Origin of the sequence: Leucothrix arctica, from assembly GCF_003172895.1 — a bacterium.
Lineage (GTDB): Bacteria > Pseudomonadota > Gammaproteobacteria > Thiotrichales > Thiotrichaceae > Leucothrix > Leucothrix arctica.
Genome location: NZ_QGKL01000035.1, coordinates 222504 through 249401, shown reverse-complemented (window position 1 = coordinate 249401; position 26898 = coordinate 222504). Strand labels below are relative to the sequence as shown.

At 43.9% G+C, this 26898-nt stretch carries 24 protein-coding genes; 13 read left to right on the top strand and 11 right to left on the bottom strand.

Features of this window, described 5'->3' with window-relative positions; translation table 11 throughout:
* Positions 1 to 31: 31 nt before the first annotated feature.
* Positions 32 to 502 (bottom strand): Hsp20 family protein, encoded by a 471-nt coding sequence (locus tag DKT75_RS13495; RefSeq protein WP_109823961.1) that lies wholly within the window; start codon positions 500 to 502, stop codon positions 32 to 34.
* A gap of 150 nt (positions 503 to 652) precedes the next feature.
* Positions 653 to 1663 carry an Ldh family oxidoreductase gene (locus DKT75_RS13490; protein WP_109823960.1) on the bottom strand — a complete coding sequence of 337 codons (1011 nt, stop codon included), beginning with the start codon at positions 1661 to 1663 and terminating at the stop codon, positions 653 to 655.
* 219 nt (positions 1664 to 1882) lie between these two features.
* On the opposite strand from DKT75_RS13490, the gene DKT75_RS13485 reads away from it, so the two are divergent.
* Together DKT75_RS13485 and DKT75_RS13480 are read left to right on the top strand one after the other, a co-directional pair.
* The gene (locus DKT75_RS13485; RefSeq protein ID WP_109823959.1) at positions 1883 to 2842 is read left to right on the top strand and encodes a P-loop NTPase family protein; all 960 of its coding nucleotides are present in this window, start codon (positions 1883 to 1885) and stop codon (positions 2840 to 2842) included.
* 239 nt (positions 2843 to 3081) lie between these two features.
* Complete coding sequence (locus DKT75_RS13480) at positions 3082 to 4797, top strand: tetratricopeptide repeat protein (protein WP_211665425.1); 1716 nt, start codon at positions 3082 to 3084, stop codon at positions 4795 to 4797.
* Positions 4798 to 4805: 8 nt separating this feature from the next.
* Here the strand turns inward: DKT75_RS13480 and DKT75_RS13475 are convergent, their stop codons facing one another.
* From DKT75_RS13475 to DKT75_RS13465, 3 genes are all read right to left on the bottom strand, one after another.
* A complete protein-coding gene (locus tag DKT75_RS13475; protein WP_109823957.1) occupies positions 4806 to 5297 on the bottom strand; it encodes a hypothetical protein in 492 nt (163 codons plus the stop codon).
* 82 nt (positions 5298 to 5379) lie between these two features.
* On the bottom strand, positions 5380 to 5853 hold the full coding sequence (locus DKT75_RS13470; protein ID WP_109823956.1) for a hypothetical protein: 474 nt from the start codon (positions 5851 to 5853) through the stop codon (positions 5380 to 5382).
* Positions 5854 to 5919: 66 nt separating this feature from the next.
* Positions 5920 to 6591 (bottom strand): hypothetical protein, encoded by a 672-nt coding sequence (locus DKT75_RS13465; protein WP_109823955.1) that lies wholly within the window; start codon positions 6589 to 6591, stop codon positions 5920 to 5922.
* A gap of 211 nt (positions 6592 to 6802) precedes the next feature.
* Here DKT75_RS13465 and DKT75_RS13460 point away from each other — a divergent pair, with 211 nt between their 5' ends.
* The 3 genes from DKT75_RS13460 (at position 6803) to DKT75_RS13450 (ending at position 10351) form a co-directional block, all read left to right on the top strand.
* Positions 6803 to 8815: a protein-disulfide reductase DsbD family protein gene (locus DKT75_RS13460; protein WP_109823954.1), complete on the top strand. Its 2013-nt coding sequence runs from the start codon at positions 6803 to 6805 to the stop codon at positions 8813 to 8815.
* A 21-nt stretch (positions 8816 to 8836) separates the two neighbouring features.
* Positions 8837 to 9460, top strand: coding sequence for a thioredoxin family protein (locus DKT75_RS13455; protein ID WP_109823953.1), 624 nt, complete (start codon positions 8837 to 8839; stop codon positions 9458 to 9460).
* A gap of 369 nt (positions 9461 to 9829) precedes the next feature.
* Positions 9830 to 10351 carry an outer membrane beta-barrel protein gene (locus DKT75_RS13450; protein ID WP_109823952.1) on the top strand — a complete coding sequence of 174 codons (522 nt, stop codon included), beginning with the start codon at positions 9830 to 9832 and terminating at the stop codon, positions 10349 to 10351.
* A 53-nt stretch (positions 10352 to 10404) separates the two neighbouring features.
* Here the strand turns inward: DKT75_RS13450 and recC are convergent, their stop codons facing one another.
* Positions 10405 to 13683, bottom strand: coding sequence for an exodeoxyribonuclease V subunit gamma (gene recC, locus DKT75_RS13445; protein ID WP_109823951.1), 3279 nt, complete (start codon positions 13681 to 13683; stop codon positions 10405 to 10407).
* Between the two features lie 161 nt (positions 13684 to 13844).
* Here recC and DKT75_RS13440 point away from each other — a divergent pair, with 161 nt between their 5' ends.
* Positions 13845 to 16334, top strand: coding sequence for a GGDEF domain-containing phosphodiesterase (locus tag DKT75_RS13440; protein ID WP_109823950.1), 2490 nt, complete (start codon positions 13845 to 13847; stop codon positions 16332 to 16334).
* On the opposite strand, the gene DKT75_RS13435 is transcribed toward DKT75_RS13440, so the two are convergent.
* Positions 16314 to 16649, bottom strand: coding sequence for a DMT family transporter (locus DKT75_RS13435; protein WP_109823949.1), 336 nt, complete (start codon positions 16647 to 16649; stop codon positions 16314 to 16316). The genes DKT75_RS13440 and DKT75_RS13435 overlap by 21 nt on opposite strands.
* A 97-nt stretch (positions 16650 to 16746) precedes the next feature.
* Here DKT75_RS13435 and DKT75_RS13430 point away from each other — a divergent pair, with 97 nt between their 5' ends.
* The 3 genes from DKT75_RS13430 (at position 16747) to DKT75_RS13420 (ending at position 20135) form a co-directional block, all read left to right on the top strand.
* Positions 16747 to 18549, top strand: coding sequence for an endonuclease/exonuclease/phosphatase family protein (locus DKT75_RS13430; protein ID WP_109823948.1), 1803 nt, complete (start codon positions 16747 to 16749; stop codon positions 18547 to 18549).
* Positions 18550 to 18679: 130 nt separating this feature from the next.
* Positions 18680 to 19204: a YgaP-like transmembrane domain gene (locus tag DKT75_RS13425; RefSeq protein WP_109823947.1), complete on the top strand. Its 525-nt coding sequence runs from the start codon at positions 18680 to 18682 to the stop codon at positions 19202 to 19204.
* Between the two features lie 64 nt (positions 19205 to 19268).
* The gene (locus tag DKT75_RS13420) at positions 19269 to 20135 is read left to right on the top strand and encodes a 1-aminocyclopropane-1-carboxylate deaminase (protein ID WP_109823946.1); all 867 of its coding nucleotides are present in this window, start codon (positions 19269 to 19271) and stop codon (positions 20133 to 20135) included.
* A 20-nt stretch (positions 20136 to 20155) separates the two neighbouring features.
* On the opposite strand, the gene DKT75_RS13415 is transcribed toward DKT75_RS13420, so the two are convergent.
* The 3 genes from DKT75_RS13415 to DKT75_RS13405 all read right to left on the bottom strand — a co-directional run bounded on the left by DKT75_RS13415 (position 20156) and on the right by DKT75_RS13405 (position 21930).
* Entirely contained in the window at positions 20156 to 20830 is a 675-nt protein-coding gene (locus DKT75_RS13415) for a GTP cyclohydrolase II (RefSeq protein WP_109823945.1), read from the bottom strand.
* Between the two features lie 155 nt (positions 20831 to 20985).
* On the bottom strand, positions 20986 to 21276 hold the full coding sequence (locus DKT75_RS13410; RefSeq protein ID WP_109823944.1) for a hypothetical protein: 291 nt from the start codon (positions 21274 to 21276) through the stop codon (positions 20986 to 20988).
* A gap of 24 nt (positions 21277 to 21300) precedes the next feature.
* Positions 21301 to 21930 (bottom strand): phosphoadenosine phosphosulfate reductase domain-containing protein, encoded by a 630-nt coding sequence (locus DKT75_RS13405; RefSeq protein WP_109823943.1) that lies wholly within the window; start codon positions 21928 to 21930, stop codon positions 21301 to 21303.
* Between the two features lie 296 nt (positions 21931 to 22226).
* Here DKT75_RS13405 and DKT75_RS13400 point away from each other — a divergent pair, with 296 nt between their 5' ends.
* Positions 22227 to 23510 (top strand): DEAD/DEAH box helicase, encoded by a 1284-nt coding sequence (locus DKT75_RS13400; RefSeq protein ID WP_109823942.1) that lies wholly within the window; start codon positions 22227 to 22229, stop codon positions 23508 to 23510.
* 128 nt (positions 23511 to 23638) lie between these two features.
* Here DKT75_RS13400 and ybaK read toward each other — a convergent pair whose 3' ends face one another.
* The gene (ybaK, locus tag DKT75_RS13395; protein WP_109823941.1) at positions 23639 to 24106 is read right to left on the bottom strand and encodes a Cys-tRNA(Pro) deacylase; all 468 of its coding nucleotides are present in this window, start codon (positions 24104 to 24106) and stop codon (positions 23639 to 23641) included.
* A 193-nt stretch (positions 24107 to 24299) separates the two neighbouring features.
* Between ybaK and DKT75_RS13390 the strand changes: the two genes are divergently transcribed.
* From DKT75_RS13390 to DKT75_RS13385, 3 genes are all read left to right on the top strand, one after another.
* Complete coding sequence (locus DKT75_RS13390) at positions 24300 to 25166, top strand: DUF72 domain-containing protein (protein ID WP_158278871.1); 867 nt, start codon at positions 24300 to 24302, stop codon at positions 25164 to 25166.
* 291 nt (positions 25167 to 25457) lie between these two features.
* Positions 25458 to 25649, top strand: coding sequence for a hypothetical protein (locus tag DKT75_RS21740; protein WP_146201378.1), 192 nt, complete (start codon positions 25458 to 25460; stop codon positions 25647 to 25649).
* 370 nt (positions 25650 to 26019) lie between these two features.
* Complete coding sequence (locus DKT75_RS13385; protein WP_109823939.1) at positions 26020 to 26898, top strand: hypothetical protein; 879 nt, start codon at positions 26020 to 26022, stop codon at positions 26896 to 26898.

Below are 26898 nucleotides of genomic sequence, written 5' to 3'. Positions count from 1 at the left end.
TTGAAACAGTGCGTACACTGCTAGTTGAGCTTTATGCGGCTCGTATTTTTGGCTCTTCAGTTGCTTTTCCAACCGCTGACGTACCCGAGTTAATCGAGATAGTGCGTGGCTTCATCGCCTCTGGAATTTCTTTAAGCAAGTTGATGGTGAGTAAGCCGTTGGCAAGGTCTGCGCCCGTTACTTCTATATGATCAGCAAGGTTAAACTTGCGCTCAAAAGCACGGTTAGCAATACCACGGTGTAGGTACTCACGCTCTGCTTCATCGTCCTTTTTGCCACGGACGGTGAGCACGCCTTTTTCTACGTTTATATCTAGGTCGCTCTCAGCAAAACCTGCTATCGCCAGTGAAATAGCGTAACGGTTTTCCTCTAGCACCTCGATGTTATAAGGGGGATAGCCTGAGCTTGCAGACTCTGTTCTCATTGCGTTATCTAGCAATGAAGCCATGCGGTCAAAGCCAATGCTGTTACGGTAAAGCGGTGATAAATCGATCGTGTTCATGACATATTCTCCATTAGAAGCCATACGAAATTAAAAATGATTGTTACCAACAAAACACCCAGAGAGTCGAAGTGTTGGTAAAAATAATCTGAGGCCGTATTTTTGCTTTTCAAGAAAATATTTTGAAATAATTTATAAATTAAATAATCTTTATCCTAAATCAGACACCGTTTTTACCAACTCAGCATTGATTGATCTTGGGCCAGTATCTTGTCTGTTTTTGTGGCGGCGCTCACCGGGTAAACGCACACCATCAAACGACTTTAGCTTATCAAATAACGAGTCTGCACCAGTTCCCCAGTCTGCCGTACCTGAGGTAATTTCAGGTGACATGGCTAAAATAAACTGACCGCCAGCAGGTGGGCCGCCATCGTTATTATCTGTTTTTTCGGTTTCAAAACTCACCGTTTGCCCCATCAATGGCCCTGCCAATAATTCCACCATCATTGAGATATGTGAGCCTTTATAGCCTCCAAATGGCAGGATCATTCCACCGCCTGTATTTGGGTCGATATCCTTCGGGTCGGTAGTCGGTTCGCCCGCTTCATTTAAGCCAACACCCGAAGGCAGTGTTTTACCATCTCGTGCAGCGACTTGTATGTCACCCATCGCCATTGCTGAGGTCGCCATGTCAAAAACGACAGGGGTACTTCCCTCTCTTGGCCATGCAAATGAAATGGGGTTGGTGCCGTAGACTTTTTCCTTAGCACCATAGGGCGCAACCATCGGCATGTAGTTCACACAAGTGAATGCGACGAGTCCTTTTTCAGCCAGCGTTTCGGTCTCAGGCCACAACGCTGCGAAGTGATGAGAACGGGTAATTTGCGCCATCGCTATACCGTAGGTTTTCGCCGCTTCTGCTAGCTGATCGAGGCATCTTGCGTGGGCAAGCGGTGCGTAAGCATTGTCTGCATCACAACGAATCATCACTGGAGTTATGTGTTCTACTTTGGGGTTGGCGTTGCCGTTTACTTTGCCGCTAACAAGTGACGCGACATAACCTGGAATACGGAAAAGACCGTGTGAATGTGAGCCGTCACGTTCTGCGCGTGTGACCGTGTCTGCGACGCAATTGGCCATCTCTTCGTTGCTGCCGGCTTTTAGGAGAGCAGCGCGTGCGAGGGTGTGGATTTCGTCTAGTGTTAGGGTGACGGTGTTCATTTTTATGGCTCATTGTTTTGGCGAGGTGAAGTACAGCTTATATGAAAATGACGCTAATCACTGAATGGTCTTGAGTGCTATGGCGCGATTAGACCCGTTATTCGCGCCATAAATAGGCCTAAAATGGCGCGAATAAATACCGCTGACCAAAACGCAGCGATATATTATTGAAAATCATCACTCCGTGCTAATCTTCTATACAAACCATAAGGATGTGAAATGCCAAAGACACCCACTCCCCCCAGCAAAGACTTCTCGGAAATCTTAGATGAGCTAATCGCCTTTAAGGAGTACTTTACCGATGATGATAAAAACAAAGTCTTGGCACAGTGGATTCACGAAGAAACTGGCATTAATAAAGCGAGTGTACGACTGGCGCTTAAATACGTCGCACCCTTTATCATTGCTCGTCTAGCTCAAGCTGGCGAGATCGTTGGTAAGGCTTGGATGACCAAACTCCACGATAGAATGAGTGAAAAAGAATGGTACTTCAACTTTACCCAAAACATCCTCAATACGCTCAAAACAAGAACCGATAATGCCCTTGGAGAAGCGTTTACCATCGCCTCTGATGAACACTTAGCAGGTCTAATCACAAATAAAGCACGCTGGGAAAATTTAAAGCCTGAGCAACAAGGCTTAGTCCAACTGTTACTGGGTCAAAACCAACAAACAGAAGCACAGGACGCACTTCGTAGACAACTAGATAACATCGTTGAACAACTCAGTTTCAACCTAGACCTTCAAACCCCAGAATTCCTAATCACAGATACTGAGAATGCGCTCGACCAACAAGCACAAAAAAGCAGCCCGTTATGGCTCACGTTTAAAAGTCGCCAAGCAAAGCTTATCGGTCGTGATAACAGCCTAAAGTTACTCAACGAGTTTTTTGACACTGACAAAAACTTTAGCTGGCTAGTCATTACCGGTGAAGGCGGCACTGGCAAAAGCCGCCTTGCCTTAGATGCTCTGCTTTCACGCCAAACTTATTGTGATGTCGGCTTTCTGCACTCAGACAAACTTGGCAAGTCAGATGCTCTAGATAACTGGCAACCAGCTAGGCCAACTATAATTACTATCGACTACGCGGCAGAGTACCCAGACGAAATAGCCAACTGGATTGACCATTTTATCCAGCACCAAAACGACTATGACTTCCCCGTTCGCTACTTATTTTAGAGCGAGTTGCCGAACAACAAAGCTGGTGGAAGTCGCTGACTTCAAGCTCAGCCAATGCAACTACTCGCAAAAGCTATTTACATACGCCAGAGCCGCACGAACTCCACCCGCTCACTCGTCCAGAACAACAACAGGCACTACAGAGCTTTCTCGACTCATTAGAGTGTGAGGAAAAACTACCAGACCAAGACAGTGACTTTTGGGAGGTACTTGAAACACTCAGTAACAATGGCCGACCATTGTTTATTGGCATGGTTGCTAGCGCGATTAAACATCACAGTATTCATCAAGTTAGAAACTGGACGCAAGCAGAGCTTTTAAAACATGTGTTAGATCGTGAGGAAAAGCGCTGGCAAGCAACACTTAGTCAATACTCAGAAAATGAAAAAGCCTCGATTTATAAACTACTCACTATCGCAACATTGTCGGGTGGCTTAGACCTAGAGCATGATGAAAATCATGTTTATGATGCTTTAAACGAAACAGATATAGCCAATAGTGAAAGCGAGCTAGAACGCTACATCGAGGTTATAAAACAGTTATCTGGTAACCCTAGTGGTTCGCTGCAACCTGATATTTTTGCGGAGTATTTTCTCTTACAAGACTCTCAATATAGAACAGGTGGTTTTACACGGTCGCTTAAAAGGTCTCTGGTGACTGCTCAAGAATTATCCCCCCAGGATACACATGCCTTCATCTCACGAGCAGCCGTAGACTACACATCAGAGTTAACCGCTTTTAAGTGGTGGAAGCTTTTATTTACAAAAGCAAATACAGAAGAATCTAACGAACTTTTAGAAGAATTGACCGCTAGCGCATTCAATACAATTTCACAGCTGTCGCTGCATGGGGAACGTCACACTATATTGGATCATTGGTTACCGACACTTTGTGCACTTGAAGATTTAAAATCAAAAGCAAGAGCGATTAATTATCAAGGACTTTTAAATAGCCATCTTGGAAACAAAACAATAGCATTAGAACACTACCAAACCGCAGACGAGATATATAAAAAGCTTGGCGAAAAGTCCGGCGAAAGCTCAACGCTCAATAATATTTCCCAAATATTCAAGGCCCGAGGCGACTATGAGACCACACTCAAATACCTACAGCAATCTCTGGCCATTCAACAGGAGATCGGTGATAAATCTGGCGAAGGCACAACACTTAACAACATGGCCACTACTGCGCACGCTCGCGGCGACTATGAAATCGCACTCAAATACCTACAGCAATCGATGGCCATTAAACAGGCGACCGGCGATAAGTCCGGCGAAGGCGTAACGCTCAATAACATTTCCCAAATATTCAAGGCTCGTGGCGACTTTGAAACCGCAATCAAATACTTACAGCACTCTCTGACCATAAGACAAGAGATCGGCGATAGGTCCGGCGAAGGGACAACACTCAACAATATGGCTACTATTGCTCAAGCTCGTGGCGACTATGAAACCGCACTCAAATACCTACAGCAATCTTTGGTCATTCAACAGGAGATCGGCGATAAGTCCGGCGAAAGCATAACGCTCAATAATATTTCACTAGCCTGCTCCGCTCGCGACGACTATAAAACCGCACTCAAATACCTACAGCAATCTCTTGCCATTCAACAGGAGATCGGCGATAAGTACGGCAAAGGCGCAACGCTCAACAATATTTCCCAAATCTATCGCGTTCGCGGCAACTATGAAACGGCACTCAAATACCTACAGCAATCTCTGGCAATTCAACAGGAAATCGGCGATGCAGCTGGGTTATGTGTTACCACTATAAATATTGGTCATATTCAATGGGAAAATAGCCAACAAAAAGAAGCGTACAAAAGTTGGGCAGAAGCCTATCAAATCGCTAAAAAAATTGAGCATGCGCAATCGTTGGAAGCATTAACAGGTTTGGCCGAGCAGCTTGATTTACCAAATGGACTTGAAGGATGGGAGATGTATTTAAATGATTAAAGAAGCCATCAACCCACCCAATAAACCCGACGGCTAAACTCCCCACGTATTTGCTTCTTCCAGCTCTCAGCTTCTGTCGCTGTAATCACACCGCCATCAACGCCTTGTTGAATAAACGGATTAAAGCTTGCCGTTAGAGACTCAACCAATTTTTCTGGTTCCAAACCAAGATATTCACAAGTCTTAGCAAGATTCAAATTATGGTCTTCCATCAAGACGTGCATTTCGTCGTGATTGATGCCAAGAAAGACTTCCAGCACTGCACGAACTTCTCGATGACCACGGTGAAGTCCTAAAGAAGCCTCGCCCCATGCTAATGTGAGTAAGTCATCCAAGTCTGACTTTTCATCAACGCGACCATCAAATGGATAACCACCATTGGCAGATATATTCGTCACCGCCTGCCCTGTTGCAGAGCTGGTAATTGCTTTGTGTGAGTCAGCGATCACGGAAGATGAAGACAGCAAACCAATCACTAAGATAACGGCGAAACGTGTCATAGGTGTATCTCAAGTCAATTTTATTTAAGGTAACTATCGCATCAACTGAGAATACGATGCAATTCATATTACCGGTGCGTTTTTAGAAAAAAGAACGAGACACACTTACTTTATCTTCACCAACGACTGAAGATATTTTTTCAGAAAGAAGTTTCATATTTTCATACCCTTTCAACTCTCCGTTCATGCCTGTGACCGATTTAAGATTTATAGACCTGACATCTCCCTTTTTCATTTTAACCTGAACAGAGTCAATCGCTTGAACAGCTATTTTACTCTCACCATCAAGTCCTTTGTCGATAATATAATCATCATGTACTGAAACCGAAATACTCGGACCGAAACGCTTCCAATATTTAGATTTTTTTATGGCTTCAATAGATAAAATCAGAAGTATAACGACCAGTACAATAAGTCCCGCAACTCCATGCATCACACTTTCAAACACAAAGTTCCCTACTACAAAAGCAACTGTGGGAATTGATATGACCATCATATTCACAAAAGGGCCACGGATTTGCTTTCTGATATAATCTTGACTCAGGTTGAATTCCATAATGCCACCTCTCAAAGTCGGCTTAGTTAATTACTGATAACGCGCAACAACTTGTAGCGACGCTAACTATATATCCAGTGCATTCGATAACTGCTCTCGCATCATTTCATAATCTGAGAAATCGACCGTCTTCTTTCCTTTCAGCAAGCGATGACGAACGCCAGACTTGGTAATGAGTTGCAGCTCTGGCACAGACCTGCTTTTCTTTTTACCAGAAACCTGAGTCTCAGAAACAAATAGCTGTTCTATCTCAGAAGACTGAAAACGATGACGCTTTCCCAATGGAATAGGATGATGGGTCACCGTGAGCGTCTGACTATTCGCTTTAATGGTCGTGCTATTGATCATGCGCACTAAAATGTAAATTGGCCCAATAATCCCGACGACCATATGAAGCGCTGGTATGGGAAAGATCGACAAAAACGCTTCCCAATAACTAATGTCATCGCTGAAACCATAATCCCCTGAAAAGATGAGCGAATTCCAAATCGCAAAAAAGATCAGTAACCCAGCACTTTTCATACCACCCCAGCGCCATGAAATGCGTAGTTCATCACCCTGCCGCTCAACTTGGTACTTATGACTTAACGACTTGAGAAAGGTTGTTGCTGGGTTTTGTTTTTGGTGAATGACATCACTATAGACTCTCCCGCAATAGTCACAGCTATCGCCTCGGTTGCGAGCACTGCCGCAGGTAGAGCATGTTGCCCAATCTTTTGATTCGAATATTGTTTTCATAGACGATATTGTATTCAAATTACAAATTTTTATCGATCGGTTCAATCAAACCCAGAGAAATGCGCCACAGTAATATTCAATAGGGTAAATCTTTGTAAAGCATGCCCCTAGCAATCTAAAAAAACCGTAATTAGTGTCATTATTGATAAACCTTTAGTCTCGAAGCTTTGGTACATGCTCTGCTTGACCTACCACAAAGGAATCAAACGCAATGAAACTACCCACTTACACAGTGGCATTATTTTGGTTTATTAGTCTCTTCCTTATTTGGACGACGCCTGTCAGTGCTGAAGAAACTACCTCTGGCGACCACGTAAAGGTTCGCTGGCTTGCGCCTGACACCTTCGCGTCGGGCAGCACTGAACACATCGGTTTTTACTTTGAAGTAGACCCCAAGTGGCATGTGTATTGGAGAAATGCGGGAGACTCAGGCGCAGCACCGCGCTTTGACATACAAGCAACAGGCGCAACCGTTGACCCTGTAAAGTGGCCATTCCCAACACGCTTACCCGTCGCTCACCTGACCAACCTCGGCTACGAAGGCAATGTCGCTTACCTGCTACCTATCACCCCTGAAGCTGGCGCGGAGTCATTATCGCTAACGGTTGATCTGGAGTGGCTAGTCTGCAAAATCGACTGCATACCGGGCTTTGGGCAAATGACGTTAACCCGCCCTATTGGCAAAACAGCTAACTGGAAGTCAGGCGACTTAGCATTACGAGATAACTTTCTTAACCGTGTGCCGCAAGCTTCATCAAGTAATCTATGGTCAGTACAAAGCCTTACATCAACCAGTGCGACCGAAATCACTCTGACGCTTAGTGACGCCACTAAACAAGCGACTATTTTCCCACTAGATGCCGACCTAATCGCAGCAGCAGAGCCAAAGGTTAAGCAAGTTAGTAACGGCATGAGTTACACCTTCGAGCGCGTGTCTGCCAACCAAGTAGCGACCACTGACTTTGTCGTGACGGATGGTGAGAAAGCATGGCGTTTAAGCAACGTGCCTATTCAAGCCGCAGCCGCTCAACCTATTCCAGTAGAAGCAACGCAGCCCTTATGGTTGCTGCTGTTAGCCGCTTTTGTTGGCGGTATGATCCTTAACCTAATGCCCTGCGTATTCCCCGTGTTATCGATCAAGATGATGGGCTTAGTCCAGTCACCCGCATCAAAACGACTCAGTGAAGCCTTTGCTTATACCGCAGGTGTGTTGGTGACATTTGGCGCATTAGGCGGTTTATTGCTGCTATTACGCGCCAGTGGCAGTGCGATTGGCTGGGGCTTTCAGCTGCAATCCGCACCCGTTATTTTAGCGTTGATCACCTTATTCTGGCTGATGGCTTTGTCCTTTAGCGGTGTGTTTGAGTTCGGTCACAGACTCATGACCGCAGCAGGTAATCATCGTGGTGGTGCATTTATCACAGGTGTTCTGGCAGTGTTTGTTGCAACGCCTTGCACTGGGCCGTTTATGGGCGTGGCGCTGGGTGCAGCGGCAACATTACCACCCACTTCTGCGATGGCAATATTCCTTGGTCTTGGCGCAGGTCTGGCCGCGCCATTTGTACTGTTGTGTTTATCACCTGCACTATTGCGTCGCCTACCCAAGCCCGGTGCTTGGATGGTGACCTTGCAGCAGTTCTTAGCCTTCCCGCTTTACCTAACAGTGATTTGGTTGCTGTGGGTGCTAGGACGTTTAGTCGGCGATAACGGTTGGCTGATTGCGAGTTTGTTGATGGTGTCATTAGTCTTTGCCATTTGGCTTGGACGCTCTGCTTCTAAAGCTAGACGCTGGATGGCTGCGGGTATTGCGGTTATCGCTTTAGCTGCCGCATTTACATCGGTTATAACAACACCTGCTAGCTCCCAGAAAACGCTTTCAACAAGCAGTTGGCAGTCGTTTGATGCGGCAAAAATCGCAGAAGCACGTGCGAATAATCAGGCGGTCTTTGTCGATTACACTGCGGCATGGTGCATTACCTGTCAGGTAAATAAAAAGCTAGTACTCGACACTGACCCTATTCAAGCCTTATTCAAAGAAAACAAAGTGTTGCTGGTACGTGCCGATTGGACACACCACGACGCAGCGATTACCGAGTCATTAGCTCAGTTTGGTCGTAACTCAGTGCCCGTTTACGCGTGGTACGCCCCTGGAACTAAACAGGCCGAGTTATTGCCTCAACTATTACAAGCCGGAATGATCCGCGACTTATTTAACACCCCTTAACTCTCATAAAAGGAGACGATGATGTTTCAACAAGTCATGAAGACGACATTACAAAGCTTATCATTTGCAGCGCTTATCGCTGTACCTGCGTTCGCTTTTTCAGCCGCACAACCTGGCCAACCAGCACCTGACTTTTCAGAAGTGGATGCGAGCGGCAAGACTCAAACCCTAGCTGACTACAAAGGCGAATGGCTAGTAGTCGAGTGGTTTAACAAAGACTGCCCTTATGTACGTAAGCACTACGGCAGCGAAAACATGCAGGCACTTCAAAAGAAGTACACGGATAAAGGCGTTAAGTGGGTATCGGTGATTTCATCTGCATTTGGTCGCCAAGGTCACTTGGAAGCAGACGAAGCAATCGCTGAAGCTAAGAGTAATGGCTCTGCGCTAAGTGCCGCTTATTTACTAGATGAAGACGGCGGCATGGGACGTGCGTTTGGTGCCAAAGCGACGCCACATATGTTTGTGATCAACCCAGAAGGCGTTGTGGTTTATGCAGGCGCGATCGACGATAACAGCTCAGCAAATCCAGCGGTTATTGCTAAGTCGACAAACTACGTTGCAGCAGCGTTGGACGCTGGCATGAAAGGCGACGCTATTCAGGTCGCTTCTACACGTGCTTATGGTTGTTCAGTTAAGTACTAAAACCATTTTTTAAAAAGCTCTCAAGGCAGCTACCGCTATGGATTCCTTCTTTATGTAGCTGCTTCTAGCACGCTTATCTAGGTATAATTTCGCCGCTTACCCCATAGAGTGTTGTCATGATTTTAATCTGTTTATTGCTTTTCAGGTTATTGCCACTCCTGCGGGCTTAATGAGGGTCTAAGTGAAGTAGATAGACTTCTCCATGGCCGTTCATTTCAACGTGACTAAGCTTTTGTACTGATACCGTTAAAACACAAAACTACCGCTTATAGCTAAAACTTATCTTATTTAATAATTATTTTTGTTAAGTTTACCGTCAAGAATCAGCCTTCGCTTATTCAACGGATACTTATAAAAGGATTATTTAGAATGAAATCAACACTAGCCATTGCAGCATTAGGTTTGTCATTAATTGCTAGCGCTGCTTCTGCGGCCCCTCAAAACGGTCTATATGGCGGCATAAGCTATGGCTCAGCCGATTATGAAGTTAATGACCAAGCTATTTACCCAGACGTTAAAGATGGCGCGATTATCGCCTACTTGGGGCAACAGCTGAACAATTACTTTGCAGCAGAAATTGGCTTAGTCTCGGTAACTGGCATTGAGGAAGGAGGTATCTCTCGAGATGTATATGGCGTTGAAGCATCTGTTTTAGGATTCCTTCCAATCACACCAAAAGTGTCGCTATTTGGCCGTTTAGGCTATTGGGACTGGGAAGCTGAGGAGTTTGGTTACACTTATGCAGCGAATACTGACCTAGTTTACGGCGCGGGCGTTGAGTACAACCCAACTCCACGCTTACAAATGCGCTTAGAGGCAAAGCAGTACGAACTTGATGGTAGCAATGAAAACATCAACCTTGTAAATGGCTCTGTAGGTTATCGCTTCTAAGTAAAGGAAGTAGCTATATTTAAAAAGGCGGCTCGATTGGCCGCCTTTTTTATTTACGTGTCGTTAATACCACTGCGCGAAGTCAGCAAAGGCTTTACCAAGCTCTCTGTTAGATGCTTAAACGCCTCAGCTTCGAGCAGTTCACTCACATCACCACCACGATATAAAAGCTGCCAATAACTATCCTGTCCATAAGTAGTTTCAAGTGTTGCCAATGCTTCGTCTTGAGGTGTCTTCTTGGAGCGTGATTTGGCATTTAGCTCTCGCGTCACCCAAGCAAAAGCTGGCTCTAATAACAATGGACTCAAACCAGATTGCGCAGTTTTGTAAGCATCTAGCAGCGCCAGTAACCGACTCTCACTGTCAGCCACTTCATCAAACTTCCAGTAACCATCCATGTGCATCATGTAAGTGGTGTTAGCCTCAACCTCTGGCGCATTCAGGCCAATCAGATGATTAAGCCATGCAGTCATATTATCTTTAGGCTTACAGCGCGCATAACGATATAGCAGGTTGCCATTATCATAAACATTACTCAACGCGCCTTTCAGTCGGTAGTCACCCAAGGTAAAATCAACTAAGGTTGGTTCGTGCTTGTTACCAATGTTTAGCTCGCGTAGCTTCTCAACAAAGCCTGAAAGCTCACCTGACATATTGTCAAAAAGCTGGTCACCCAAGACTCCATGAGGCCAGCGCCCTTCGGCACGTAGTCGCTTCAAAAAGGCATGACCAACCGCCTCGCCATCCTCACTCAAGTGTCGCGCTAGCCATTCCTGATTCACAAAGAACTTTTCTAAGTTATCCAGTTCAAACGACTCACTCGTCCCTGCTAATTCTTCAGGTCGTTGAATGCGAAGTTGTAAGTGCTTTTCAACAAAGTAACGCTGCGGGTGATTATAAAAACGGAACAGATCTTGAAGGTCGATCACCATTTTACTGTCAGCTGCAAGCTCAAGCGGTTCGCGGTTTTGTAGCTCACCTTTCCACCAGAATTCGGTGTCAGGTTTAGTGTTGGATTGTAGGCGCATGGCTACATCAGCAGCCGTTTTAGAGTAACTAAACAGCTTCACACGCGGGTCATCTTGCGGCACAAAGTAGCGTGGACTAAATGCTTGCAGCGGGTGTTTAGTCACCACTGTTTCAGGCGCTATTTGATAATAATGGTCCAACACATCAAGCAACTCAGACACCACAACCGACGGTGGTATTTCATCATTGGTTTTAATCGATTGCCCGATGTAACTAATAAGTATTTGCTTGCGTGACGACACCAAGGTTTCAAGGAATTGATAACGCTCATCCGCACGACGAGAACGGTCACCACGACGGAACTCGCTGTCCATCAAGTCAAACGCTGCTCGGCCATCTATATTAGGGAACTCACCTTCATTCATGCCCAACAAACCAATCACGCTAAACGGAATCGCTCGCATCGGTAACATGGAGCAGAAAGTCAGCTGGCCACGCATGAAACCTGTGGCTGTTTTAGACTCGCTGGCCGTGGACTCTAGGTAGTCGATAAGCACTTGTAGGGTCAGTGTTTCTGTGTGTTCTTCGGCAACTTCAGTCAGTTGCTCAAACATTTCTCGCAACTGTCCCCACTGTGACTCGGTTTCAGAGTCTTGCAGTATTAATTGCTCAGCAAACCCTATGAGCTTTTCAACCCACTCTTTTAAGGTGCGGTCTTTAGATAACTCAGCACGCGCTGTTTTTAGCAGTTTAAAGTAGCTGTAAAAACCACCTAAAGCTTGCGCCTGTGAGCCTTCAATGTCGCTATACGGTAGTATGTCATCACAAAACTCTGCGTCACTCGGTACGGCGTAACCCATGAGCAAACGCTCCAAGCCTGCTTGCCAACTGTTTTCGCTAAACTCACCCACACCAATGTCTTTACGATGCTCCGCTGACTCACCCCAACGTATGCGGGTTTCTTCAACCCAGTGTCTGACCATAAGAATATCGTCGTCGAACAGTCCAAACTGCTCTCGTACCGCAGGCTCTTCTAATACCGCGAGGACTTCGTTCCACAACATACGGCTTTGGCTGAGGTCAAAAAAGCGCAACAATATATCGAGCAATAAGTTGCTCTGTCGCAAGCTTCGGTCAGCCACCGCATAAGGAATGTCGTCAAAAGTCGCATCTATGTAGGGTAAGTAGGTTTGAATGTCAGGTGCCATGACCACTACATTTCGCAAGTCGAGATCAGGATGTTTGTCAAAGCTTGCCAGCAACTGATCTTTAAGGACTTCTACTTCACGTAAGCGCGAGTGGCAGGCATGTATCGAAAGACTGTAATCATCATCTTGTAACTGAAAACTGGTATCGCCAGCTTCATTAAACAAGATGTCGTTTTGCAGTTGCTCAAGTAGGCTAGGCTCACCCGTGGATTTGACCGCATCAAACGAGGTAATCTCTATTTCATTGGCTTCTTGCTCCAACAACAACACTTGAAAGTCTCGACCTTGCTGCCCGAGCATTCCAAGTAAAGGATTGATCGGTGCTTCATCAACCCCGTGTATTTGACCCGCTTGTATAGATTGTAAGCGTAATTGGTGTTTCACTGCTGTGTTACTTTCCGCCCAAAACGCTTCACAAGGGTTTAGAAGGTAGAAGTGAACTTGTATATGTTTTGACAATGCTTGCAAATAAGCGAGGTACATTGGCGATAATGTGTTGATTCCTAGTACCGAAATACGGGCTGGAAGTATCTTTTCTAGGTCTCCTCGACGGCGAGTTTCTAGCTCTGTGATTGCATCCTTCCAACGCTCACCGTGGTGAGAAATGCCTTCGCCATCTTGCCTACCAATGAGTTCGCGCCACAGTTCAGCTTGCCAGAGCTGAGTTCTGTCGGTTATGTCACTCGGATTTTGTAACTCAACTTTCTCGTTTTTTTCCCACGTAGCGAGCCAATCAGGACGCATAAATTGATATTGATCATACAGATAGGCTAATTGTTGAGCTAACTGATAACGCTTGCGTTCAACCGAAACACCTGTTAAATATTGGTTGATTGGCTTATAAACATCAGCGTCAATAGTGCGTAAGATCGATTCAAACTGCCACAGCATATTTTCACGACCAAAGGCTTGTTGCTGCAAGCTCAAACCAAGCTTATTGGTCATTTCATTAAAGAAACGTGCTGGAAACAGATATTCAAAGTTAGCCCATAACTGTGAACGCTCTGCCAATTGCTGCGACAACCAACGCTCCATGCCCTGACTTTGAATCAAAAAAACTTCTTTAGAAAAAACGGATGGCTGAGGTGTCTCCAATATCTTCGTCAGGTGTTCTAACAAGTTTTCAGCACGGTTTGAAGTATGCAAGACGAACATAATGAGCTCTCAGTAGTAGACGTTTAATGTAGAAGCAGGTCGATTGTATGATTATTAACACCTTAATGCAGTTAATAATTACCACTCATCGGCGGTTAAGCTGGGAGTAAATCTTCGCACGTAAACTCGGTATTATACGTCACTAAAAACGCATCCATTTTATGACTTCAATAATTAAGAAAGTACTTTCATCAAGACTCAATCTCAAGATTGCCAGTACGGTAATGCTGAGCATTGTCCTTGTTGAAATAATTATTTTAGTGCCTTCACTATTCACTGAAAAGCATCATAAAGAGATGATGGCTGAGAGTCATGCGAGTATTCTTATTTCTACGCTAGAGTCATCGCTGCAGTATGAAAACAAGGTATCTGACCCAGAAATTTACAGCCGTCTGCTAGGCCATCATGAGCTGGTGAAGGGTTATGCCGTCTGTAATATGACTGACTGCCCGATTAAGTTTGGAGAGACAGTAAACACATCTAATATCAAACTTAAGTCTCCTGCTCCTTCGATTTCTAAAGATCACACACGACTAGAAACAACCAAACAAATCATGTCTGGCAATGACCCTTACTGGCTTGTTTTACGGACAGACATTAGTAGTTTTAAAGAAGAACTGTTACAGCACATTATTAATATATTAGGCCTTATCGCTCTGATTTGCCTATTTGTGACTGTTACCACAACAGCCGGTTTATATTGGATAGTGCTACGCCCTATTCAAAATCTTAAAGGTAATATTCAAAACCTATTGGCTGACCCAAAGAACCCACTGAAATATATGCAAAGAATACACAGTGATGATGAGATTGGTGACTTAACGAAGACTTTTAACCGCTTATTGTTTGATATAAATAATTATCAAGAAGCGGTTGAGAGTGCTCAGAAAGAAGTACAAAAAGGACTCTCTGCCAGTGAAGCTCGCTGGAAGTTCGCGCTTGAGGGTTCAGGTGATGGCGTGTGGGATTGGAACCCTGTGAGTGATGATATTTATTTCTCTAAACAGTTTTTAAACGCGCTGGGCTACGAGGAAGGTGAGTTCATCACCACAATGGATAAGTGGACAACAGAAGTACTTCATCCTAAAGACAGACCGTCCTGCTCTGCGACGATGCTTAAGCACCTAAAAGGCGATACTGACTTTTTTTCCATGGAGCATCGCGTTAAACACAAAGATGGCCGTTGGGTCTGGACGCTGTCTCGCGGCATGGTGATTAGTAGAAATGAATTAGGTTTAGCAGCTCGAGTAGTTGGTACACAAACCGACATCACTTCACATAAAGATGCTGAGGCGCTGATTTGGAGACAAGCGAATATTGACCTGCTGACTGGCTTACCTAACCGGCGCTTATTTCAATCTGAGCTTAGCAAGTCCATTCAACGGTATAAACGTAAGAACATAGGCCCTATCGTGCTTATGCTACTAGACCTTGATAATTTTAAAACCATTAATGATACCCACGGTCATCAATTTGGAGACTCCTTACTTAAGGAAGCTGCCAAACGCTTAAACGCCTGTGTAAAAGGTCACGGCATTGCAGCCCGCTTAGGGGGTGATGAATTTACCGTTGTGCTTGAGGATGCTAAAGGAAAAGACATAATCGCAGATATTGCTGACAATGTGTTGTCGGAGCTTGCTAGACCGTTTGTTATTGGCATTGAAACCTTCCACGTTTCTGCCAGTATCGGCATCACGCATTATCCAGAAGATGCCGCGGACATTGATACTCTCATCATGAATGCTGACCAAGCAATGTACGCTTCCAAAGAAAATGGACGTAATCGTTACAACTACTTTTCGCAAGACATGCGTACCGTTGCTAAAAATAGAATGCGCTCAATTAATGAGTTGCGTGAAGCTTATAAAGAAGAACAGTTTGAGGTGTACTACCAACCTATTATTGACTTTGAGTCAGGCAAAATTGTTAAGGCTGAAGCCCTTCTCCGTTGGAATCACCCGACACGAGGCATAGTGGGTGCTGACGAAGTTATTCCGCTATCTGAAGAGACCGGCTTGATCGTTGACATTGGTAATTGGGTATTTCAGAAAGGTACTAAACAGCTTGCTGAGTGGCAACAAAAGTATGAGCCAAACTTCCAACTGAGTGTTAATACATCCCCCATCCAGTATTACCATAATGACTGCATCGTCAATGATTGGTATGCATACATGGACACTTTGGGTGTTGACTACACGTCTTTAGTCGTAGAAATCACTGAAAATCTGATGCTTGATTTGGACGGCAAAGTGCGTGCTAAGTTAGATGCATTCAGAAATGGTGGCGTTCAATTGGCGCTAGATGACTTCGGTACGGGTTACTCATCCCTGGCTTACTTGAAAAACCTAAAAAGTAATTACTTAAAAATTGATCGTAGTTTTGTATCTAATATTGTTGGAAATGATAAGAACTTGGCGCTTTGCTTAGAGATTATCAAGATCGCTCACATTTTTGATATGCAGGTTATTGCAGAAGGTATAGAAACGCAGGAGCAAGCGTGGCTACTCTCTGACGGTGGCTGTGACTTTGCACAAGGGTACTTTTACTCAAAGCCTGTTTCAGCAGAAGTGTTTGAGACTTACCTGATCAAGCAAAAAGGTGATGATGATCATCAAGAGTCACGACCACTGTTAGCTGCCAACCACCTTTGAAAATAAATTGATCACCATAACACCCGCTATTATCAGTAACATCCCTAAAACAGCAGGCATATCTAATGCTTCTTTGTGCCAAAGCACACCGATGATCGCCACAAATACAATACCCATTCCTGACCAAATCGCATAAGTTATGCCTAGTGACATTTTTTTCAAAACTAGCGTTAACAAGAACAATGAAACACAATAACAACTGAGCGATAGGACTGTTGGCCAGACACGCGTAAACTGATTCGACGACTTCAAAGCATTAGCCGCGATAATTTCAGCAAGAATGGCGACTACAAGAATTGCATATGTTTTAAACATTACTAACTCATCAAAAATAAACGTGTGCCGTTGATAACATCATCGTTAACAAGTCGCAACTTTTTTGAGAAAAGTAATATAAGGGATTTGACGCTAAATGAAACTTGCCACCATTAATTTATACCAATTTTCCGAGCACGGTTTATATTGGTACGAGCGTGAAGATAGAAACACCTACCAGTCACGCGAATGGAAAAAAAAACAACAATGGGTTAGCGATCAATTAAAAGAAATGGACGCTGACATCGTCGGCTTTCAAGAAGTGTTCAGCCCTAAAGTACTAGAAACCTTAGTTAACGGACTCGGTTACCCTTACTTTGTCACAGTAGACTCACCAAAGGCTTTAGACGATGACAGTGCGGTACTGACGAGTCCTGTTGTTGCATTGGCTTCTCGCTTCCCTATCAAGTCTACCGCTACGGTTGATCAAAATGCTGATGCGAGCGACGTACTTCCTATCGATGATGCGTTTAAGTTTAGCCGCCTGCCAGTGCGAGCGGTGATTGATACGCCAGATATTGGTGATGTGGTCGTTTATGTTGTCCACCTCAAGTCAAAACGTGCAGTCATGGATAAGGAGCTCACCTACCCTGACTCCACACCTTGGGAAGCGCGCTATAAAGACACCCTCCTGCGTCGCGCACGGGGTGATGCCCTGTCTATGATTCAACGGGGTCTAGAAGCGACGCTGCTCTATCATGACGCGATGGCGCAATCCGAAGTTTGTAATAAGATCGTGGTCATGGGTGACTTAAACGATGATGAACATTCGTCACCACTCGATATTCTTACACAGCGTCAAAAGGCTTATGACATTGGCGGCGTGGACTATGACGATTGGCCTGAGGAAAGTAAGCGTGCGTTGCATGACTGCCGCTTGTTTGACAGCTTTTCGTTAGCGCCTAGTGCTCGCTCTAAGGCGCGCCCATACACACATTTGCACCAGGGTAACCCGAATGTTCTAGATCATATTCTAGTATCTAACGCGCTTAACCCTCGCAACAAAGATGCGATTGGTGAAGTCTGTGATTATGAGGTCTTTAACCATCATATTCGCGGCGACAGCATTGATAACAAGTTGCAGTCTGACCACGGTTTAGTATGTATCGAGATTATTCCTTGTACGGCTCCCGAGCCTAAGAAAAAAGCAGTTGTTAAGAAAAAGCCTAAGCAAATTTGGACCAAACAAGGTGCAGCAACCGAGTGCGAACGTTTAGCTTTTATCGAAACGGCTGGTGGCGTGTACGAGTCTCGAAATAGTTACCGTCAGTTGAAATCAAAAGATAAGTGGAAGCAGTTTTGGTCTTTCTTTTTTGATGATGATTTTGGCTGGGTAAAGTCTGTTTACGGTTCTATCCCAGTCGATACTTTAGTGCAAAAGAAGCGCCATACTATTGAACATATTGTACCTCGTTCTTTTTTACAAGAATACATGATTCGCAAACGCATACCGCGCAATGTTCGGTTTGGTGCGGAGACTAACCCCTTTAACTGGGTACCTGCTGACCGAAAGCTAAACTCCCGTCGTTCAAGTTTTCAGTTTGATTTTCATGGTGATGAAATCGTTCGCCCAGAACATATTCACCTAAACCCCGATGCTTACGCCAGTACCGGCACGGATGCGGATGAAGAGTGGGTCGTTCCAAAACGTTCACAAGGCGACATTGCACGCGCTATTTTGTATATGTTACTCGTTTATGAAATAGACGAGCTATATCTTGAGCATGTTAAGACGCTAGTCCACTGGGCAAAGACCGATGTGCCGTCAAAATGGGAAGTGGCTTATAACGAATGGGTTTTTAAGAACCACGGTATTCGAAACCCATTTATTGATAAACATGCTGACAGTATGAAGTGGCTAAATGACGAGGCACTGTTAACGGGTTTATTGTGCAAATAAGTGCATAAAACGCCTACATTAATTGTCATTCATAAGCGTGAATAATAGTAAGTATGCGCTTGAATTTCTTATGTAAAAGATCAATAGTATAAGTAGTTACCCTTTCCCCACATTTAATGGAGTATGTCTCATGCAACTGGCACGTAACGTAGGTAGAAAAGATAAGAACATCCGTATTGGTGCAGGTATTGCACTACTACTTATCGGTTTTTTTGGTGCAGGCTTCCTGATATCACTGATCGGAATAGTGTTAATTGCTTCGGGTGTACTGAGCTTTTGTCCGTTATATTCATTCCTTGGTAAAAGTACTGCTACAGACGCTGAAACAGCAGCGGCTAGCGAAGACTTAACTGACCGAGCGGCTGACAACCTTGGCGACTTTAAAGACGAAGCAGTAGAAACTGCCGGCGAAATTAAAGAGAAAGCTGGCGAAAAGTACGATGAATTCAAAAGCAGCGACCTTGGTAAAGACACTCAAGAGAAATTTGATGATCTGAAAGAAAAAGCCAGTGATGTGGTTGATGATATCAAGAGTGGCGAATTTACTAAGGATGCTAAAGAGAAGTTTAGCGACCTAAAAGAAGATGCAGGCGAGTTAGTTGACTCTGCAAAAGATAAAATCGCAAAAGCGACAGACTCCAACAAAAAATCATAATAATAATGCCAGCGTAGTCTTTACTGCGCTGGCATTCCTTTCCTGATCGTCGCTCGTCCCACTTATGAAAATCCACTGGCAACACTCAACAATAGATAGCTTTAACTTTGCCGGACGGGATTACTTTGTCAAAAGAGATGACTTACTCACACCACTAAATGGCAATAAAGCGCGTAAGTTATACGGTCTACTAGACGCGTATGACCTCTCTAGTTACAAGCGTGTCATTAGTCATGGTGGCGCTCAGTCAAACGCAATGCTGGCTATCGCTCAACTCTGCAAGTTACTTAACATTGAATTTCACTACTACACACGCACACAGCCCAAGTGGTTAAAACAGACACCGAATGGCAACCTCAAACAAGCGTTAGCGTGTGGCATGCTTTGGCATATCAACGATTCAGGCCTACCACTAAACACTGAAACCTCATTGGACACTTTGTACATACCGCAAGGCATAGCTATGCCCGAAGCAGAACTCGGCATACAAAAACTGGCAGATGAGATTAAAACGTTTTGTGACACGCAGAGCTTGGAAGATATCGCGATTTTTCAACCGTCAGGGACTGGAACGACTGCGCTGTATTTACAACAGCATTTACCTTATACCGTTTACACAGTGCCCTGTATTGGTAACTCAGACACGCTAACGCAGCTATTTAAACAGCTACTCCCCAATGCAACACGCTACCCAGTTATTTTAGAGAGTGAAAAGCCTTATCACTTTGGAAAGCCTTACCCAGAGTTACTGGAGATATACCAGTCATTAAATAATGCAAGTGGGATAGAGTTTGAACTGATGTACGATGCCAAAACGTGGCTAGTACTTAAAGACTGGAAGTGCGACCTGCCGATACTTTATATTCACAACGGCGGCGTCAGTGGAAACAATAGTATGTTAGCCCGCTATAGACGCCTTGGTTTCTCATAAGTCGAATAAGTATGAATAGATCAGCTATCGTCTTGATCATGCTCCATCGGCACAATCATCTGGTGATTGGCTTTAGCCACTTTTGCTTTCAGATATGAATGATTGCCAGCACTGATATAAGCACCAGTAGTCACCATTTCGCAAACTTCAATGTTGTACTGTTCTAATTGCTTAACTTTATCAGGGTTATTACTGAGTAAACGTAGCTTAGTTAGACCCAAGCTATGTAGCATTTGCGCAGCAACTTCAAAATCTCGCAAGTCATCTGCAAAGCCTAGCTGCTCATTTGCCTCAAAGGTATCGTAGCCTTCAAGCTGCAATGCATAGGCATCCAGCTTATTATAAAGACCAATTCCTCGTCCCTCTTGGCGAAGGTAAAGTATGTATCCACCCTCTTTCTCAATAAGGTCAATTGCTTCGTGAAGTTGATCACCGCAGTCACAGCGTTGAGAAGCAAAAACATCCCCTGTCAAACACTCTGAGTGTAGACGTACTAAGGGTATTTCGATATTTTGGAAGTCACCTAGTCCAATCGCAATATGTTCTTTGCCATCGACAAGACCATCGAAACTGACGAATGTCGATTCAATACTTCCATCTTTCTTTTCAAGAGGAATAATAACTTGATTGCGAACACGAGAAGTCGCTGGTGTAGTACCTGCTGACTTTGTATCGGTGTGTTTAAAGTTCGCCATGTGACGGAACATCCTAGGGGGTCAAAATATAATTTTAACAAAAACTTGCACCACAAAGATACTTTACCTGACAGAGAATCCTATACTATTGATTTAATGAAAAAAGCCCACGCATAACCGATGTTATACGCAGGCTTTTATATCAATTTTATCGATTATGCTGTCTTAGCAAAGCGTTCCATGTGACGCTTAAACTTGAAATAGACATCAAATACTTCTACTGAATTTGTCTCAGAATCTTTAACAACAAAAAAAGGTGCACGATCCATACTGTATTGCTCAGCCAATTGGATGCCCTCTGACTTAGGGTCTGCCAAGTCTGCAACGACTGTGCGATCAATGAAACCTGCCGTACCGTCTTTTTCTAAACGAGCAGACACATCATTACATTTGGCACACCAGTCGCCATTTTCAAGTTTCTTTTTTACGAACGTTACTTGTGTCATTGCATCATTCTCCTGAATTATTTTTTATTTAACCTGTAATGTGTGTAAACCACACTCACGGTCATTTGCAGCTTTTGTCGGATCGAAGTAGTCAGTCTCGTTTGGAAGATCAAACGCTTCGATATAATTTTCCATATCCGCCGCAGTCCAGTCTAAAAGTGGTGCTACCTTCATCAAGCCGTATGGGCCTTCTGCAACGTAGTCCATCTCTGCACGTACAGCGGTTTGCTCGCGACGTACTGCTGAAAACCATAGTTTACCTGTCTGTTCGTTCATCGCCCGTTGAAATGGGTCTAACTTGAACTGCTTAGTGAACTCAGTGTGTCGAGCGTCATCAAGACTTGGAATACCGCCCATAACCGCTTCAAAACGTGCCGCCGTTATCGTTGGCGTGTAAACCTTCATATTCAAGTTCAACTCTTCAGCTGCAATGTCTGCGAACTCATAGGTCTCTACTTTATTTAAACCTGAATCAATCCAAATCACGGGAATGTCAGGCTGTACTTGTGTCAGCATGTGCAAAAGAACAGTTGCTTGAGGACCAAAGTTAGTCGTCACAAACGCGCTTGGCTCAGCAGCAAATATTAACTTGATGATGTCCTGTGGCCTTTTTCCGGCTACGTCTGCGTTAAGTTGTTCTATATTAATCGTCATGTCTCTAATTGCTATTGCTGATCTGATGAAGAGATAATAGAGACTTAGTGGTATCTGTTAAAATGATATAAATTGATGTATAAATTCATTTTTGTCATAGATAGATTTTACTTATACCTAATTATGAATATTATTTTATGCCCGTTTTATCGATTAAATAACCATCTCGTGCAGATACCCTAATTTATTAGACACTTACAACGCTTAATCCTAATAAACACGCGCTATCTCCTAAAAAATTCCTATATACTCCGCTCTTGAATTTGCCGCAGTTTGCAGTAATAAGGAAATACACCATGATTTTTTCATCATTAGACCTACATAAAGACCTACAAAAAGGCATTGACGCCTGCGGCTATTCAGAGATGACGCCCATCCAAGAGCAAGCCATTATACCGGCTCGCCGTGGTAAGGACTTACTTGCAACTGCACAGACAGGTACAGGTAAGACAGCTGCTTTTGCCATTCCTGTATTGCAGCAGATGATCGACAAGCCGCGAAACGATGATAAAACGACCCCTCGCGCACTTATTTTGACGCCAACACGTGAGCTAGCAGAACAACTTGCTAGTACGATTGGTGAGTACGCTCAGTTTTTGCCGTTCAAAGTCGCTTCAGTCTACGGTGGCGTTAAGCTCGTAGGCCAAGCAAACATGCTGAAAGAAGGTGTGGATATACTGATTGCGACACCGGGCCGACTACTTGAGCATCTTGAGCAGTGCAACGTAGAGTTGTCTGATGTTGACTATGTTGTATTAGATGAAGCTGACCGCATGTTAGACATGGGTTTTGTTAATGATGTTGTCACCATCCTAAAGCTAACAAACCAAAAGCGTCAGACACTATTGTTCTCAGCGACACTATCCGCTGCGATCAATGAGTTGTCACACAAGATCCTGACCGGCCACCAGACTATTCGCGCTAGTAAAGGCAATGAAACTGCGGACACGGTAGATCACGTGCTTTACGCGGTTGAAGAGCGCCGTAAGATTGAATTATTCCTAGAGTTACTAGAGGAATATAACTGGTACCAAGTGCTGGTGTTTACGAGTACTAAAGAGCAAGCAGACCAGTTAAGACTGAAGCTGAAGCGTCACCCTGTTGCTGTTTGTCATGGTGATAAGAGTCAAGGTTCTCGCCGTCGCGCGATTGCTGACTTTAAGTCGGCTAAAGTACAAATCCTAATTGCGACTGAAGTAGCTGCACGTGGTTTGGATATCGAAGGTCTTGAGTACGTTGTTAACTTCAACTTGCCTTACCTTGCTGAAGATTATGTTCACCGTATTGGCCGTGCTGGTCGTGCAGGACAAAAAGGTCATGCTATTTCTTTTGTGAGTCGTGAAGAAGAGCGTAGCCTTGCAAACATTCAACGCATGATTGGACAGAAGATTAAGCGTATCAACCGTCCTGGTTACCAAGTGAATTATCGCGAAGAACTAGTGAAGAAGGTCTCTGATCAGAAGCGCCCTCTTCGCCTTAATAAAAGTACTAAGACCGTTATTAAGAAAACACCAGATGGTGACCTTAAGAAGGGTAAGCCGGGTACTAACAAAACAATTAGAAAGAAGAAGCCTTCTTAAACTAGCGCTTTAGACCACTCTATAAGTAGGCTACTAATCGAAGTAGCCTACTCTTTCACCCGAAACTCCCCACCTCTTTAAAACTCATATCTACTTGTTTGGTTTAAGCTTTAAATAAAATACGTAACTTATTGCGTTATGTAGCTATAGGCACCAGAAACCAGTTTTTTCAGACTTTCAGGACTTAGTTCAATCTCCAGCCCACGTCGCCCCGCACTCACATAAATGGTTTGTTGGTCACATGCGGACTGATCGATAACTGTTTTAAGGCGTTTCTTTTGCCCCAAAGGACTCACGCCACCCAATACATACCCTGTTGCGCGCTCTACTTCGCTCGGGTCAGCCATCTCTGCTTTCTTTGCACCTGCTGCTTTAGCAATGGCTTTCATGCTTAGCATCTCTGACACAGGTAGTACGCCAACTGCTAAGGTTTTTCCATCAAGCTTTACTACGAGTGTTTTAAATACCTGCGTTACTGGCACACCCAGCTTTTCAGCGGCTTCTAACCCATAGGACTCACTCGCAGCATCGTGTGTATACTCATGAATGGTATGAGGTGTTTTTGATTTCTTCGCTAAGTTTATTGCTGGCGTCATTATTCATTCTCGTATTTCAAAATATTCATTGAACGGTCAAACAGTTCACACACAGATTATTTTCAATCATTTAGGCCAGTATGGCGAGTCTCACTTTTTAGCATTAGAAGCACTTACGGCTCAACAGTTATATATTCAACGCATAACCGCTTAGGTATAGTCATCACTCCTCAACGCTTTAGGAATAGCTCCATTGAGTAAGCAGCCAAGTCAACCGCGACCATACAAAATAGGTTTACCTCAATGGCATCACCCTGAGTGGTATGCGCCTGATCAGCGAACAACTGACTCGTTAACGCTTTACTCGCAACACTTCACCTCTGTCGAAGGTAACCATAGCTTCTATGGCGTGCCTAGCGAAGCCAGTGTTGCTCAGTGGGTCACTCAAACACCCGACGACTTTAGGTTCTGCTTCAAATTTCCACGCTCCATTAGCCACAGTGGTGAGTTGCTGTCTTGTGACCATTTGGTCGTTGAGTTTCTTCAGCGAATTGCACCTCTTGAAGATCGCATCGGTATAATTTGGCTACAACTAAGTCAGCAATTTGCCCCCCAGCATCTGTCCGATTTGAATGTTTTTCTCAGTCGATTACCCAGTCACTACACTTATGCGGTTGAAGTTCGTAACTTGAGGCTGTTTGATAAGTCAGATAACGAACGACTTCTTAATCAAATATTGATGAGACATAAAGTAAACCGAGTGATTTTTGACACTCGCTGCTTGTTTGCAAATATGAAAGATGACGACGAAACACGGGATGCAAAACAGAAAAAGCCACGTGTCCCGACGCATGTCATCGCAACTGGTGAACAACCACTGGTGAGATTCATCAGCCCTGTTGATATAAACCTAGCCCACACCAGCCTTAGCCAATGGGTGAAAAAATTTATTCAATGGATTGATGAAGGTAAAACGCCTTGGATGTTCTTTCACACACCAGGTAACCAACAAGCGCCGGAGTTAGCACAGTGGTTTGCTGAGCAATTACATGTTGCAAGACCGGATATTGCACCGTTATCACTTTGGGATAAACAGCCTAAACAAGGTAGTTTGTTGTAATTTATTAGCGCCCATGAGCGATACCCAAACGTCGCGACATGGCACGATTCAAAGAAATGACTTAGCGGTCAAAAACGTCTGTAGGTTATTCTGGTTGTTTTTTAACCAACACACTCAACCCCTTATAGCGTATAGCTCTAGACCGCTTATGATTTTGCTATCAACACACTTATCCACAATTTTTGTGCACAACTATTAAGGCTATATTTAGGTTATTTTAAAAAATTACGGCTTGAAATACATAAAACTTTAACACTCAAGCAATAAGCTCCGTCATTCTCGGGTAATCCTATGCCCAGTAGGACTTTTCCCTCCCTATTGTTAGGTGACTTCAACTCATACGCGATGGAAGATCCTGTGATTGTAGGGCTAAACATTATTCCTGTTACGACGACGAAGAAAAAAGGAGGTGGTGCTATGTCTCCACTATTCCTATTGATCTCGTTGTTTGGAGTAGCTTTGGTACGTTTTCGTCGTAGTTAAGTTAGTGGTTTGATGGAGACGTAATAGACGCCCGCTACTATAGCGGGCGTTTTTGTGTGTGCTATAAAGGCGCTTTAATCATACCTCGTGATTAGACATTCATCGTCACACAGGCTTCAAGTTGGCATCCATATAAGTACCACATGGAAAGCTCGATTAGCGACTATCTTCAGATATATCCCCTCTTGTTAAAAACTTATAATAAATATAAAAATCACCTATTACTAAAGCACAAATACGGTCAAATTATCCCCGATAAATCCATTAAATAACCTATATAGTAAAATGGCTAGTGCAATATATAGGGTTTAGGGTTGTATTCAGCAGTCCTATTCTTGAGTTTTATAATGTTAACTAAGGATGATTTTTAATGGATTTAATACGTAAGAATGTTATAGACGAAATGATCGAAAGCGTAGGCAAAGAAACATGGAACCAGAATATGCTTTTTGTTCACGAGTTAGTTGATCTAGTAAAAAACCATAAAATAAAAAAACACCCTATCGTAACTCAGTTAGCCAATAACGAATTTTCACTTCAAGAAATACAAACGATGCACATGGAGTATCGTGAAATCGTCCACATTTTTACCGATGCTTTGTTAATGGCTCAGTTCCAATCCAAGCGCGTTGAAAACGTGATGAAGCCTGGTAGTAAAGCTTATGCAAGATTCCTATTAACACTGAATACATTGGATGAGTTTGGCTTCCATTATAAAATTGGCGAACCTTGTGATTTCCAAGGTACTCCGCAAAAGTCTCATCTAATCTTATTTGAGAACCTAATGACTGACTTGAGCATCACAGATCAAGATAGAGAGCGATTCACTCCTTCAGCGATGACCCTGAAACTCAAAGAGTGCTTCTTAACAGCCTATGATGATTACCCACTGTTACTCACCCTACTCGCTATTGCTGAAGAAATAGTGATGATCTTTAGCCCTGTGATGCGCTTGAACACTGGTGCACTGGGGATTCCAGTAGAACAAGGCTATTACCAAGTTCATGGTGTTTCTGATGACGAAGAAAATAACGCCTGTGATGATTACCACCAAAATGATTTGTGGCTAATACTCGCTCAGGGTGCTGGTGGGTTTGATAAAAAGTCTCTGATGGAGAATACAAAAGAGTTTATCGATCTGTGGGATGAGTTTTGGACTCAAGGCTTTTCTAACAACAAAGTAGAGTCGATGCGTTCAACAGCGTCAAAAGTACAAAATACTCAGCAAGCAGGAGCCTCGCTCTATTAA

Bases quoted from the DNA above. Each gene is read 5' to 3' on its own strand.
- DKT75_RS13470 (WP_109823956.1), bottom strand. From the start codon at position 5,853: ATGGAATTCAACCTGAGTCAAGATTATATCAGAAAGCAAATCCGTGGC.
- DKT75_RS13495 (WP_109823961.1), bottom strand. From the start codon at position 502: ATGAACACGATCGATTTATCACCGCTTTACCGTAACAGCATTGGCTTT.
- DKT75_RS13490 (WP_109823960.1), bottom strand. From the start codon at position 1,663: ATGAACACCGTCACCCTAACACTAGACGAAATCCACACCCTCGCACGC.
- recC (WP_109823951.1), bottom strand. From the start codon at position 13,683: ATGTTCGTCTTGCATACTTCAAACCGTGCTGAAAACTTGTTAGAACAC.
- DKT75_RS13455 (WP_109823953.1), top strand. From the start codon at position 8,837: ATGTTTCAACAAGTCATGAAGACGACATTACAAAGCTTATCATTTGCA.
- DKT75_RS13420 (WP_109823946.1), top strand. From the start codon at position 19,269: ATGAAAATCCACTGGCAACACTCAACAATAGATAGCTTTAACTTTGCC.
- ybaK (WP_109823941.1), bottom strand. From the start codon at position 24,106: ATGACGCCAGCAATAAACTTAGCGAAGAAATCAAAAACACCTCATACC.
- DKT75_RS13410 (WP_109823944.1), bottom strand. From the start codon at position 21,276: ATGACACAAGTAACGTTCGTAAAAAAGAAACTTGAAAATGGCGACTGG.
- DKT75_RS13485 (WP_109823959.1), top strand. From the start codon at position 1,883: ATGCCAAAGACACCCACTCCCCCCAGCAAAGACTTCTCGGAAATCTTA.
- DKT75_RS13425 (WP_109823947.1), top strand. From the start codon at position 18,680: ATGCAACTGGCACGTAACGTAGGTAGAAAAGATAAGAACATCCGTATT.
- DKT75_RS21740 (WP_146201378.1), top strand. From the start codon at position 25,458: ATGCCCAGTAGGACTTTTCCCTCCCTATTGTTAGGTGACTTCAACTCA.
- DKT75_RS13400 (WP_109823942.1), top strand. From the start codon at position 22,227: ATGATTTTTTCATCATTAGACCTACATAAAGACCTACAAAAAGGCATT.
- DKT75_RS13385 (WP_109823939.1), top strand. From the start codon at position 26,020: ATGGATTTAATACGTAAGAATGTTATAGACGAAATGATCGAAAGCGTA.
- DKT75_RS13440 (WP_109823950.1), top strand. From the start codon at position 13,845: ATGACTTCAATAATTAAGAAAGTACTTTCATCAAGACTCAATCTCAAG.
- DKT75_RS13430 (WP_109823948.1), top strand. From the start codon at position 16,747: ATGAAACTTGCCACCATTAATTTATACCAATTTTCCGAGCACGGTTTA.
- DKT75_RS13405 (WP_109823943.1), bottom strand. From the start codon at position 21,930: ATGACGATTAATATAGAACAACTTAACGCAGACGTAGCCGGAAAAAGG.
- DKT75_RS13460 (WP_109823954.1), top strand. From the start codon at position 6,803: ATGAAACTACCCACTTACACAGTGGCATTATTTTGGTTTATTAGTCTC.
- DKT75_RS13475 (WP_109823957.1), bottom strand. From the start codon at position 5,297: ATGACACGTTTCGCCGTTATCTTAGTGATTGGTTTGCTGTCTTCATCT.
- DKT75_RS13450 (WP_109823952.1), top strand. From the start codon at position 9,830: ATGAAATCAACACTAGCCATTGCAGCATTAGGTTTGTCATTAATTGCT.
- DKT75_RS13415 (WP_109823945.1), bottom strand. From the start codon at position 20,830: ATGGCGAACTTTAAACACACCGATACAAAGTCAGCAGGTACTACACCA.
- DKT75_RS13465 (WP_109823955.1), bottom strand. From the start codon at position 6,591: ATGAAAACAATATTCGAATCAAAAGATTGGGCAACATGCTCTACCTGC.
- DKT75_RS13435 (WP_109823949.1), bottom strand. From the start codon at position 16,649: ATGTTTAAAACATATGCAATTCTTGTAGTCGCCATTCTTGCTGAAATT.